This is a genomic window from Acinetobacter sp. MB5, from assembly GCF_003261585.1.
GTDB lineage: Bacteria > Pseudomonadota > Gammaproteobacteria > Pseudomonadales > Moraxellaceae > Acinetobacter.
Genome location: NZ_POVU01000001.1, coordinates 186,000 through 198,044, shown reverse-complemented (window position 1 = coordinate 198,044; position 12,045 = coordinate 186,000). Strand labels below are relative to the sequence as shown.

Sequence of the window (12,045 nt, the reverse complement as noted above, 5' to 3'; positions counted from 1 at the left end):
ATTAAAATTTATAGCTGAGAGATGCGGTATAGCTAGTCGGATCTCCATAAGTAGCCGCCCAATAGTTCAGGCGATATTTTTCATTGGTGACATTGTCAACATTTAAAGCAACGCTTAATGCTGGCGTAAGCTGGTATTTCGCCATTAAATTGACCAATGCGTAGCCGTCTTGTTTATAGGCAATATATTTGGTACCTGAAACACTGCTGCTATAAAATGCACTTTGCCAGTTTACTCCACCGCCAATGGTCAGCTTTTTATCCCAAATCGGTAGATTGTAGGTTGTAAATAGTTTGAATTGATCTTCAGGAATGGTCGTGTTTTGTTTAATTCCGCTTTTGGTGGATTTGGCATGGCTATAACCTGCTTGAACATTCCAACCTTCTAGGATCTCACCTGAGGCTTCAAGTTCATAACCTTTGGTGATTACGCCATCAATAGCACTGTAATAACTACTGGTTGAACTGACAACACCTGTCAGGCTGCTTGGAATATTTGAGCCATAAACCGTCCCACTGTTGGCAACATTGTCCATTTTGGATTGGAAATATGCTGCACTGAGATTGATTCTGTTATCTAAGAAAGCTGCTTTTAAACCTGCCTCATAGTTGTTACCTTCTTGGGGATCAAGTAGGTTGTAGTTGTAATCCCGATAGGTTTGCGGCATGAAAATGTTGGTATAGCTCGCATACGCCGTGACATTTGGCGAAATGTCATAGGTAATACCTGCATAAGGCGTTAACTTAGCATAGGCACTCATGCGTGAGTCAGTGGTTTTGGTCGTGGTGGTAACATGTGAACGATAGGTATAGTCAGATAAACGTGACCCCAAAATCACATGCAAGCGATCAGTCGGGTTCAAGCGAGTTGCAGCATAGTAACCCACTTGCTGATATTCTTTATTGTTGACCCCAATTACACGGGTTGCTCCTGATGGTACGGCAACATTACCGTTCCATGTCGATAAATCTACCGTACAGGTATCGGTGCTTGAGTCACAGCCATTAAAGTTGTCATTGTTATTGCGGACATATTGATAGCTTGCACCAAGCATAAGTTCATGTTCACGTCCTAACAGTTGATAAGGTCCCGACGCTGAAACATCAAGGCTATGCTCTTTGGGATTGAAATTGTTTTGAGATGCAGCCAGAGAGGCAACATTGGTAGTGTAGTTGGCAGAAGCAACCCCAATGACGCCATAGAGCGATTTGATATCTTGTTCGGTATAACTATAGTTTGCCTGTAAAATCCAATTATTATCAAACTGATGTTTTAGTTGAGCAAAGGCATTGAATGTATCGACTTTGCTATATGCCCAGCGTGCACTGGAGTTAAAACTCGGGCTGTAGGGATTAATGCTGCCATCAGCCCCATACATATCTAAACCATGAACACCTTGCCCTGTAATTTTATTGCGGCTGAGCATGCCACCGACTGAAACGGTCGTTTGATCTGATAAATCGGCATCGACAATCCCATATAAAGTTGCTGAGCGATTGTCACCCCAGTCTTGCCATGAATCACCTTGCCCATATACAGCAACTGCACGACCGCGAACACTGCCTGACTGGTTCAGTTTGTCTTGCACATCAAGTTGGGTACGGTAGGTATTCCATGAGCCTGCGCTGACTTTGATTTCACCTTTTGGCTCGGTGCTATTGGCATGCTTGCGATTAAAATTGACGCTTGCACTTGGGTAGCCTGCGCCATTGGTTAAACCTGTTGCACCTTTGACAACGGTTACATTTTCATAGATAGCAGGATCTAAGCTACTGATCACTGAACCATTTTTACTGTCTAGCGACGGGGAGGTCATTACTCCATCGACTTGATAATTAATAATTTGCTTACCACGAGCGTAGTAAAAAGTATATTCCCCACCATTTCCAACAGCCCCTTTTGCTCCATAACGTTGCATAGAAACACCAGGTGTTTGATTGAGTACATCTTCCACGGAGGTAAGATTGGCATCTTCAATTTGCTGACTGGTAATGACACTGACAGATTGTGGTGTATCTTTCAGGGCTAAATTCAGTTTGGTGGCACTTCTACTTTTTTTAACGGTATAACTTGTGGTTGCATCTTGATTTGCATGCGCTGTAATGGTTGGAAGCGTACTTTCCTCACTGGCAAATGTTGCTGTAGATAGTAAAGAAGCAGAGATCCCGAATAATAAAATCTGACGAATTCCTAAAACAAGTTCCAAAGGGCGGAATTTGAATATATGTTGCTGCATAATTGTCATCGCTATGATTGTGTTACAAAAAACAAAACAATAATAAACTAAATAAAAATCATTATCATTATTGATAATGGATTTAATGATTTAAATAATCATTTATGTAGATTTAATATTTAATTAATTATTTGTTATATAAGTATTTATATTTTTTTATTAAGCTTTAATTTATATAGATAGTAAAAATCTATTCTAGATTTTAAGGGTTAAAACATGATGGAAATATGAAAAAGCCATTTTGATTGAGCACATCCCATCAAATCTGGGCTATTCAGATTGATGAAAATCGGGTATATGTCAGGTTCTTTGTGTAAATAATTATCATTCAAATATTGGATTTCATGAAATGGCTTATACATTACCTGAATTAGCATACGCTTATGATGCACTCGAACCGCATATTGATACTCAAACGATGCAGATTCATCACACCAAACATCATCAAACCTATATCAACAATATTAATGCGGCAATTGCAGGAACAGATTGGGAAAAATTAACGGTAGAAGCGCTGGTTGCTCAAGTTGAACATGTTCCTGAACAGTTAAAGGCAACGGTCATCAATAATGCAGGTGGACATGCGAACCATAGTTTGTTTTGGACAGTGATGAGTCCACAAGGAGGAGGAGAGCCACAAACTGAATTAGCGCAAGCAATTCAGCGTGATATTGGTGGTTTTGAAGCTTTCAAAGAAGCATTTACCAAAGCTGCGCTGACACGTTTTGGTAGTGGTTGGGCATGGTTATCGGTTACACCAGAAAAAAAGCTCATTGTCGAAAGCAGTGCCAATCAGGATTCACCTTTGATGTGGGGGAATACCCCAATTTTAGGTTTAGATGTTTGGGAGCATGCTTATTATCTCAAGTATCAAAACCGCAGACCTGAATATATTGCGGCATTTTATGAAGTAGTTGACTGGAATGAAGTTGCCCGCCGTTATCAGGCTGCACTGAACGCCTAATCAGGTTTTTTTGTGTGGAAAGTGCTGATGCATGATTTTGGTCCATGCTTGTACCGCAGGAGAAATGGCATAATTTTTTTTCCATGCCATAAATAAATGCCAACGAATATCTGGCTGTTGTAATGGAATCGCGGCAAATAATTGAGCATCTAGCATATTGGTATAGTACTGCGGTAAAAGAGCAATGCCCATGCGCTGTAAAACCATGTCAGCCAGTAGATTCCACTGACTGGTTTTACAGACAATATTCGGTTCAAAACCCAGATGTGTACATGCATTCATAATGATGCTATTTAGAGAAAAATTCTCAGGAAACATTAAAAAAGCCTGTTGCTGTAATTCTTCTAAACGAATGGATGAGCGGTTTGCCCAAAGAGAGTCGCGCCGTAACAGCACCATTAAGGGATAATCACACAGTTCAATCGCATTGAAAATATCAGTATCGAAGGGCTGTAATAATACGCCGACATCGAGTTCGTTATTTAACAGGGCTTGCTCGATACCACGTGAACCGACCTCTAAAAAAGACAATTCAATTTTTGACCATTGTTGATGGTAGTCAAAAAGGGCAGGCGTGAGCAGTTGAGCACCAAGTGGAGGGACACCCAATCTGAGTGTGCCAGTTTTCAGAGATTGATAGTTTTCAATTTCCTGAAAGATATTCTGCTGGGTTTGTAGTAAATCCAAAGCATGCTGATAAATTCGCTCACCAATTTCTGTCAGTTCAACTTGTCGTTTTCGTCCAAATTCGGCTTTGACCAAGAGTTGAACGCCAAGCTGATCTTCAAGCTGTTGCAACATTTTACTGATGGTGGGTTGGGTCAGATGCAGTTCATCCGCAGTTTGGGTAAAGCTTTTAGTTTTGACCAAAGTCACAAAACAGCGCAGTAATTTGAACGACAGCATAGGATGAATTTTATTATTCCAAATTGGCATAATTTTAAATTAAATAATTCATATTTGGTATACGGATTTGCATTTAATATGATTCTATCAAATGCAAAATGCTGTTTTAAACTCGCCATGAATACTAAGCTCAATATGGGTAAACAATTGCTCAAACTCTTGCTGCAACTGGGAGTTTTGGCCATTTTCTGGTGGTGTGGAAACCTCATCCATCAAAAACTAAGCTTGCCAATTTCCTCAGGTATTTTAGGCATGTTTTTATTATTGGCCTGTCTGTTTACAGGTTGGATTAAGCTCGAACAAGTGGCTTTGGGTGCAGATGCGGCATTGGCTGAGTTGGTTCTGCTATTTATCCCGATTGCGGTTGCTGTAGTTCAGTACAAGCAACTATTTCTAAGTGAAGGCTGGCAAATTGTCGTGAGTATTGGTTTGGGAACTATGCTGGTGATGTTGAGTACCAGTTTAACGATTCATTATGCCTATCGTCTTAAAAAATACTGGCATGCCCGTAAACGCTTGCAGCATGGTCTACGCTAAGGAGCAGTGACAATGAATCTTTGGGCTGGGTTATGTTTGGTTTGGACACTAGTTGCTTATGTCATCTCTAAAAAAATTTATAGTCGATATCCGAAACTTTGGCTTTCGCCTGCGATTTTAGTGCCTGTACTTACAATTGTTTTAATGATGATTTTTGGAATTTCTTACCAGACTTATCAGCAGGATACACAGTGGATTGTCAATTTGTTAGGGCCCGCAACTGTGGCTTTTGCAGTACCAATCTACCGCTATCGTGCGATGATTCGCCAGCATCTAGGGGTATTATCCTTGGCTGTTGTCGTGGGTATGACGGTCGGTGTGGTAAGTGCATATCAGTTGGCTGAATTATTTAAATTTAGTCCTGAAGTGACACATAGTTTAATGGCACGTTCGATTTCTACACCATTTGCAATTGCTTTGGCAGAAAATATTCACGGTTCAGCAGCTCTGGTTTCACTATTTACCATGATTACAGGACTATTTGGTATGGTCTGCGGTGACTTTGTTTTGGCCTTAACCAGAATTCGTTCCAATATTGCAAATGGTGCAGCCTTTGGTAATGGTGCACATGGCTTTGGTACTGTCCGTGCTCGCCAACGTGATAGTGAAGAAGGAGTGATTGCCAGTTTGACGATGGTGATTGCAGGAATTTTGATGGTACTGGTTGGGCCTACCGCGATTCATTTATGGTTTGCATATTTTTAGAATTTAGATGAAAAAAAGAGGCTTTTTACAAGCCTCTTTTTTAGATTCAAGCAACGGATTTATTATGTAAAACATCAATCACATGATGCATTTGTTCAAGCCGCATATCGGCTAGTTTAATTAAATCATCATTGACCCAATTTGGAATCTGATCGGAACGAATCCAATCTTGAATGTCATTCGTATCAATATTTAAAAAATCAGCGACTTGGCTTTGCCAGGATTCACCAAATAAAGCTTGTCCAATCAGAACAAAGTTTTCAGTTTTCATATTGTTTGTACATAGTCAAAAGACATCTATAGGATATCGGGCAAACATGTAGTGACAAGCTTTATTAGCAAAATTCAACAAAACCCTTAAATTTATACACCATTTCATGTCAACATTTTCGTGTTTGTTTAAGTGAATCTGGCATAAAAAAAGCCTCCGAAGAGGCTCTTAAAAATTAGTCTTTTTTAAGATTTTCAAGCAACAAAAATTCCATTAAGGCTTTTTGTGCATGTAGGCGGTTTTCTGCTTCATCCCAAACCACAGCATTTTTATGGTCAAGCATGTTTTCAGAAATCTCTTCGCCTCGGTGAGCTGGTAGACAGTGCATGAATAAGCAGTCAGGGTGAGCAAGGCTCATGAGGTGCTCATTGACCTGATAATCCGCAAATGCTTTTTCACGAATTTTTTGCTCTTCTTCCTGACCCATTGAAGCCCAGACATCAGTCACAATAAGATCAGCATTCACAGCAGCATCTTCTGCTGAGTCTACAAGTTCTGCACAGTGTGCAAATTCAGACAAAAACTCAGGTTTTGGTTCATAGCCTTTCGGCGCAGCGATTTTCAGCTTAAAGCCCCACATGTGTGCTGCTTCAATATATGAATTACACATATTGTTGCCATCACCAATCCACGCGACTGTTTTGCCTTCAATACTGCCACGGTGTTCAACATAAGTTTGAACATCGGCAAGAAGCTGACAAGGGTGGTGATCATCGGTCAATGCATTAATCACAGGAACTTTAGAGAAAGATGCAAAGCGCTCTACAATGTCATGTCCAAAAGTACGAATCATCACAATATCAAGCATGCTTGAAATCACACGTGCTGAATCTTCAATTGGTTCGCCACGGCCAAGTTGAGTATCTCGTGGAGATAAAAAGATTGCACTACCGCCAAATTGGCACATACCTGCTTCAAATGAAACACGGGTACGTGTGCTTGATTTTTCAAAGATCATGCCGAGAACTTTACCAACAAAAGGTTGATAAACCGTGTTTTCGTGTTGCAAGTGCTTTAATTCTTGCGCACGTGCAATAATGCGATTGAGTTCTGCTGTAGAAAGATCACGTAAGGTAAGGAAATGCCGTAGAGCCATGGTTACTCCACATAATTGTTGAATCGCGATGGCATCAACAATTAGTTGTTCGTTAAAGAAAAAAGTAATCGGCTACTATACTATAAACTGCTTGTTTTTCCAAAAACTTCTCGATATTGCAAGCCTTTTAGGAAGTGATCGATGCTATATTCAATATAGTCGGTAATTTCTTCTAGACTCTCTTGGGGATCAACGCCCATGAGCACTTGCCATTCAAAATGCCAGAGTATACCCAAATACATTTGTGCAGAGTTGATTGGTCGTTCACAAACAATCTGACCTTGTTCATGAGCTTGTTGTAGCCGATGACTGACTTTATGTAGAATTTTTTCTGGGCATTCTTCGTATAAATAAACTGCAAGCTCAGGGTTGTGCTTGGTTTGTTCAAAGAGTAGTCGGACAAATTTTCGATTTTCAGGTTTTAAAATATGTTGATAAAAATTCTGTAAAATGCTCGTTAATAACTCTTTTAACTCATTGTTTTGTAGTGATATTTTTAAAAATAATTCTTTAAAGAAAATATCACGGCGATAATCGCAAATCGCTTTAAATAAACCATCTTTGTTGCCAAAGTATTTATATAAAGAGGCTTTTGAACCTCCCGCGTGGTTAACGATGTCATCGAGTGAAACAGCGTCATATCCTTTATCTAAAAAAAGTTCTGTAGCAGATATTACAAAGGCAAGATGTCGTTCAAATCCACGTTTGGTTTGTGGAGGCACGTTGCAATAGCAGTGAATAGGATCTGACATAGAAAATTATTGAAGATATCACGATTGATTTTTAAGTATAACAAATCTGGACTAAAATGGCTCAAGACCAAGCTCTACAATTGTCCGCTTAAGGTCTATTTACTTTAATTTGTTGAAAAATAGATTGCTAACAAACACTTAGTGTTGGTTTTTTATGTATCTTTTTGCAATTTTCATTTAGGCTTCATCTCAATAAAAAAGCCATGCTGAGCATGGCTTTTCAAATCTCGCTGAACTTAGTCTAGTGTTGAGAGCTTTTGATCTTCTTCTTCATCGTCATCGGCAGAGTCCATACCGAGTTCTTTGAGTTTACGAGTCAGTGTATTACGACCCCAACCAAGGAGTTCAGCAGCATGGCGCTTGCGTCCTCTGGTTTGTTGTAACGCTGCATTAATGAGCGTGCGCTCAAACATTGGTGTTGCAATATCCAAAATTTTCATTTCACCATTGCGTAACTTTTGTACCGCCCATTGTGCTAAAAGTTCATCCCAATGCTGGATGCTGACACGTTCTTGGGTTGCGACGGCATTGCCAGCATCATCCGATTTCTGAATAGGAATTTGTTTTAGCTCATTCGGAAGATCTTCAGGATACACTTCTCGACCTGTGATCATCACCGTTAACCAGCGACAAGTGTTCTCTAATTGACGAACGTTACCCTGCCAAGGCAATTGCTGCATATAGCTAATGGTTTCTGGACGTAAGATTTTTGGACTAACGCCAAGTTCTTTGCCAGCTTGTGCCAGAAAGTGCTGCGCCAGCATTGGAATATCTTCACTGCGGTGCGCTAATTTTGGAATATGAATACGAATAACGTTGAGACGATGATACAAGTCTTCACGGAAACGACCTTCATTAACCAGTTTTTCCAAATCTTGGTGAGTTGCTGCAACAATACGTACATCGACTTTAACGGGGATATGTCCACCAACGCGGTAGAATTCGCCATCTGCCAAAACACGTAACAAACGGGTTTGCGTTTCAAACGGCATGTCACCAATTTCATCGAGGAACAATGTACCGCCATTGGCTTGCTCAAAGCGACCTTGACGTTGTGTATTTGCCCCTGTGAAAGCACCTTTTTCATGACCAAACAATTCGGTTTCAATCAAATCTTTTGGAATCGCAGCCATGTTGAGTGCAATAAATGGTTTGCTCTTGCGCGGTGAGTGGCGATGCAGTGCGTGAGCGACCAACTCTTTACCCGTACCTGATTCACCATTAATCAGAACAGTAATATGAGATTGTGATAAACGACCAATCGCACGGAAAACTTCCTGCATGGCAGGTGATTCGCCAATAATTTCAGTCGAATGAATTGGTGAGCTGGTTTTATTAGCAGATTCTTGTTGCTGTAATTTGGTAATGTGCAAAATTGCACGATTAACTAAAGCTAGAGCTTCGTCAATATCAAAGGGTTTCGGTAGATACTCAAACGCACCCGTTTGATAACTAGACACGGCAGACTCTAAATCAGAATGTGCGGTCATAATAATCACAGGCAAATCAGGATGGCTGCTTTTTACCTTGCCTAGAAAAGTTAGACCATCGATTCCAGGCATACGGATGTCAGTTAAAATAACGTCTGGAGCTTCATGAAGAAGTTGGTCTAAAGCGCTTTGAGCTTCCTCAAAGCTGGTGACATCAAAACCTTCTTCTTTGAATGTTTTTTCCAGCACCCAGCGCATGGCGCGATCATCATCAATGACCCAAATTTTATTTCGCGACATGTTGCGACTCCCAAGGTAAATATAGGCTAAAAACTGTTTTACCAGCGACAGAATGACAGACAATCATCCCGTTGTGCTGGTGCATAATATTTTGTGCAATACTCAAACCAAGCCCTGTGCCATTGGCACGGCCTGTGACGAGTGGATAAAACACGGACTCTAAAATTTCTTCTGGGATACCTGGCCCGTTATCTTCAATGTCAACTCGTACAGCTGAACGGTGCAAAATTCCGTTAATGGTGACAAGACGTTGAATGCGTGTACGTAAAATCAGTTCAGGCTTGTGCTCTTGGAAGAAATCCTTGTGCTCAAGCATGGCTTGAACAGCATTGACACTGATGTTGAGCATCACTTGAATCAATTGGTCTCGATCTGCCTTGACATCGGGTAGGGACAGGTCGTAATCACGGGTAATCTTGATTTTCTTTTTGGTTTGATTGGTGATCAGTGAGCGCACACGTTCTAACGGTTCATGGACATTGACATCGACATAGCTTGGTAATTGACGCGAGCCGAGCATGGTATCTGCTAATGTTCTTAAGCGATCAACTTCATTAATAATAATGTCAGTGAATTCATTATATTGTGGATCGTTTAAGCTGCGAGCCAGAAGTTGTGTTGCGCCACGAATTCCACCCAAAGGGTTTTTAATCTCATGTGCAACACCACGAATAAGCTGTCGAGTGACTTGATGTTGCTGAATCAGGTTTTCTTCTTTCGAAATTTTGAGCATCCGATCAATTGGATTGAGTTCAATCAACAATAAAGGATGATATGGACGACCTGCATTGAGCTGCGAAACCGAATAGTCCACATGAATGTCTTTGAAATTAACATTAATGATGGCTTCACGACGTGTATAGGCTTGACCTGTATTTAAGGTATTGAATAAAGCTTCACGCGTATCAAAAGTGTCATTCGGTGCTTGAAGTAGCTGAATGACAGGCATACCTGAAGCACGCAAAAGACTCATGTCAAAAAGTGCTTCACATGATGAATTTAGATAAAAAATGTTTAGATTTTTATCGACCAATAAGATGGCTGTGGTTAAATTATCAACCAATAGACGATAATCAATCGTTGGAGTAGGATCCATTAGCGTAATCTTCCTGATGTAAAATAGCGCAATGGCATCTTCTTCATTGTGGTTGCTCCCTGTTATGGAACATTTTCTAAAATTAAAAGTAGCCTAATTAAAGCAAAATGCACGCCAACTTTTTAGAATGACTTGTTTTCAAGCAAAAAAATGGTTTTTAAGTGATCTAAAATCAAACACGTGAGATAAACGCCTTAAACAGTATCAAAAAGGGGAGGTATGTGCACTATAATGGTGCTATAAATTTGTTTTGTTAAATAGTAAGCAATATTTTGGTGCGTGACTGAAACATTACCGTTTATACCTATGCTTATGCAGGGAAAAGTCATACAATACGCGCATTCTAGTGGAGTGTTGTTGCATGAAATCCCCCAAAGTCGGTTTTGTTTCTTTAGGTTGTCCTAAGGCATTGGTCGATTCTGAGCGTATATTAACCCAGTTGCGTACTGAGGGTTATCAGGTTGCATCAGATTATGATGGTGCTGACCTTGTTGTTGTTAATACCTGCGGTTTTATCGAGTCTGCGGTACAAGAGTCGTTAGATGCGATTGGCGAAGCCATGAGTGAAAATGGTCGCGTGATTGTGACAGGCTGCTTGGGGAAAGATGAAGACAAAATTCGTCAAATGCATCCAAATGTCTTGAAAGTGACAGGCGCAGCAGCCTATCAGGATGTTATGGAAGCCGTACATGAATATGTCCCTGCACCACCAAAACATAATCCATTTATTGACTTGGTTCCTGAGCAAGGAATTCGTCTAACGCCAAAACATTATGCATATTTGAAAATATCTGAAGGCTGTAACCACCGTTGTACCTTCTGTATTATTCCAAGCATGCGTGGTGATCTAGTATCTCGTCCAGTCGGTTCTGTACTTGAAGAAGCGGCTGCATTAAAACGTGCAGGCGTAAAAGAAGTGCTGGTGATCTCGCAAGATACCTCTGCTTATGGTGTCGATACTAAATACAAGTTGGACTTCTGGAATGGTCAGCCTGTTAAGACCAAATTCTATGATATGTGTGAAGCATTGGGTCAGCTTGGTATTTGGGTGCGTTTACACTACGTTTACCCATATCCACATGTTGATGCCGTGATTGACTTAATGGCGCAAGGCAAAATCCTGCCATATTTGGATATTCCATTCCAACATGCAAGCCCACGTATTTTAAAACTCATGAAGCGCCCAGCGCACAGTGAAAATACACTTGAACGTTTAAAAATTTGGCGTGAAAAATGTCCTGAGTTGGTGATTCGTTCAACATTCGTGGTTGGCTTCCCAGGTGAAACCGAAGAAGACTTCCAAATGTTACTTGACTGGTTGCAAGAAGCTCAGCTGGATCGTGTTGGATGCTTTACCTATTCTCCTGTAGAAGGTGCAACAGCAAACGATTTGCCAGATCATGTGCCTGAAGAAATCAAACAAGAGCGTTATGAACGCTTTATGCAGGTGCAGCAAGCGATTTCAGCAGCGAAGTTACAACAACGCATTGGTCAAACCATGACTGTATTGGTAGATAGTCTTGAAGATGAATATCCAGTTGCGGTTGCTCGTTCTTATGCAGATGCCCCTGAAATTGATGGCAATGTTTTTGTTGAAGACATTGATAAATCACAAATTAAAGAGGGTGACTTGCTAGAGGTCGAAATTACCGATGCAGATGAATATGATCTGTACGCTAAATTGATTAAAATTAAAGCAAGTTAATCAGCCAATATACACACATTTAACTTTATTCGAATGAAAACGCTTTC

11 protein-coding genes are annotated in these 12,045 nt (G+C 40.5%); 4 read left to right on the top strand and 7 right to left on the bottom strand.

Annotated features, from left to right (window positions below):
* Position 1 precedes the first annotated feature (1 nt).
* On the bottom strand, positions 2 to 2,236 hold the full coding sequence (locus C1A47_RS00915) for a TonB-dependent siderophore receptor (protein WP_111891512.1): 2,235 nt from the start codon (positions 2,234 to 2,236) through the stop codon (positions 2 to 4).
* A 349-nt stretch (positions 2,237 to 2,585) separates the two neighbouring features.
* On the opposite strand from C1A47_RS00915, the gene C1A47_RS00910 reads away from it, so the two are divergent.
* A complete protein-coding gene (locus tag C1A47_RS00910) occupies positions 2,586 to 3,200 on the top strand; it encodes a superoxide dismutase (RefSeq protein WP_111891510.1) in 615 nt (204 codons plus the stop codon).
* Here C1A47_RS00910 and C1A47_RS00905 read toward each other — a convergent pair whose 3' ends face one another.
* A complete protein-coding gene (locus C1A47_RS00905) occupies positions 3,201 to 4,106 on the bottom strand; it encodes a LysR family transcriptional regulator (protein ID WP_111892167.1) in 906 nt (301 codons plus the stop codon).
* A 117-nt stretch (positions 4,107 to 4,223) separates the two neighbouring features.
* Between C1A47_RS00905 and C1A47_RS00900 the strand changes: the two genes are divergently transcribed.
* A complete protein-coding gene (locus tag C1A47_RS00900) occupies positions 4,224 to 4,643 on the top strand; it encodes a CidA/LrgA family protein (RefSeq protein WP_227539719.1) in 420 nt (139 codons plus the stop codon).
* Between the two features lie 12 nt (positions 4,644 to 4,655).
* Positions 4,656 to 5,348 (top strand): LrgB family protein, encoded by a 693-nt coding sequence (locus C1A47_RS00895; protein ID WP_111891508.1) that lies wholly within the window; start codon positions 4,656 to 4,658, stop codon positions 5,346 to 5,348.
* A gap of 46 nt (positions 5,349 to 5,394) precedes the next feature.
* Here C1A47_RS00895 and C1A47_RS00890 read toward each other — a convergent pair whose 3' ends face one another.
* The 5 genes from C1A47_RS00890 to glnL all read right to left on the bottom strand — a co-directional run bounded on the left by C1A47_RS00890 (position 5,395) and on the right by glnL (position 10,293).
* On the bottom strand, positions 5,395 to 5,619 hold the full coding sequence (locus tag C1A47_RS00890; protein ID WP_111891506.1) for a DNA-binding protein: 225 nt from the start codon (positions 5,617 to 5,619) through the stop codon (positions 5,395 to 5,397).
* Between the two features lie 175 nt (positions 5,620 to 5,794).
* Positions 5,795 to 6,715: an ornithine carbamoyltransferase gene (gene argF / locus C1A47_RS00885; protein ID WP_111891504.1), complete on the bottom strand. Its 921-nt coding sequence runs from the start codon at positions 6,713 to 6,715 to the stop codon at positions 5,795 to 5,797.
* Positions 6,716 to 6,795: 80 nt separating this feature from the next.
* Complete coding sequence (locus tag C1A47_RS00880) at positions 6,796 to 7,467, bottom strand: TetR/AcrR family transcriptional regulator (protein ID WP_111891502.1); 672 nt, start codon at positions 7,465 to 7,467, stop codon at positions 6,796 to 6,798.
* A 236-nt stretch (positions 7,468 to 7,703) separates the two neighbouring features.
* Complete coding sequence (gene glnG / locus C1A47_RS00875; protein WP_111891500.1) at positions 7,704 to 9,197, bottom strand: nitrogen regulation protein NR(I); 1,494 nt, start codon at positions 9,195 to 9,197, stop codon at positions 7,704 to 7,706.
* Entirely contained in the window at positions 9,184 to 10,293 is a 1,110-nt protein-coding gene (gene glnL / locus C1A47_RS00870; RefSeq protein ID WP_111891498.1) for a nitrogen regulation protein NR(II), read from the bottom strand. Before glnL ends, glnG begins: the two co-directional genes overlap by 14 nt.
* Before the next feature lie 361 nt (positions 10,294 to 10,654).
* On the opposite strand from glnL, the gene rimO reads away from it, so the two are divergent.
* Entirely contained in the window at positions 10,655 to 11,998 is a 1,344-nt protein-coding gene (gene rimO, locus C1A47_RS00865; RefSeq protein ID WP_111891496.1) for a 30S ribosomal protein S12 methylthiotransferase RimO, read from the top strand.
* Positions 11,999 to 12,045: the final 47 nt, after the last annotated feature.

Coding starts and splice junctions, on each gene's coding strand:
- C1A47_RS00915 (WP_111891512.1), bottom strand. CDS start 2,236: ATGCAGCAACATATATTCAAATTCCGCCCTTTGGAACTTGTTTTAGGA.
- C1A47_RS00910 (WP_111891510.1), top strand. CDS start 2,586: ATGGCTTATACATTACCTGAATTAGCATACGCTTATGATGCACTCGAA.
- C1A47_RS00905 (WP_111892167.1), bottom strand. CDS start 4,106: ATGCTGTCGTTCAAATTACTGCGCTGTTTTGTGACTTTGGTCAAAACT.
- C1A47_RS00900 (WP_227539719.1), top strand. CDS start 4,224: ATGAATACTAAGCTCAATATGGGTAAACAATTGCTCAAACTCTTGCTG.
- C1A47_RS00895 (WP_111891508.1), top strand. CDS start 4,656: ATGAATCTTTGGGCTGGGTTATGTTTGGTTTGGACACTAGTTGCTTAT.
- C1A47_RS00890 (WP_111891506.1), bottom strand. CDS start 5,619: ATGAAAACTGAAAACTTTGTTCTGATTGGACAAGCTTTATTTGGTGAA.
- argF (WP_111891504.1), bottom strand. CDS start 6,715: ATGGCTCTACGGCATTTCCTTACCTTACGTGATCTTTCTACAGCAGAA.
- C1A47_RS00880 (WP_111891502.1), bottom strand. CDS start 7,467: ATGTCAGATCCTATTCACTGCTATTGCAACGTGCCTCCACAAACCAAA.
- glnG (WP_111891500.1), bottom strand. CDS start 9,197: ATGTCGCGAAATAAAATTTGGGTCATTGATGATGATCGCGCCATGCGC.
- glnL (WP_111891498.1), bottom strand. CDS start 10,293: ATGGATCCTACTCCAACGATTGATTATCGTCTATTGGTTGATAATTTA.
- rimO (WP_111891496.1), top strand. CDS start 10,655: ATGAAATCCCCCAAAGTCGGTTTTGTTTCTTTAGGTTGTCCTAAGGCA.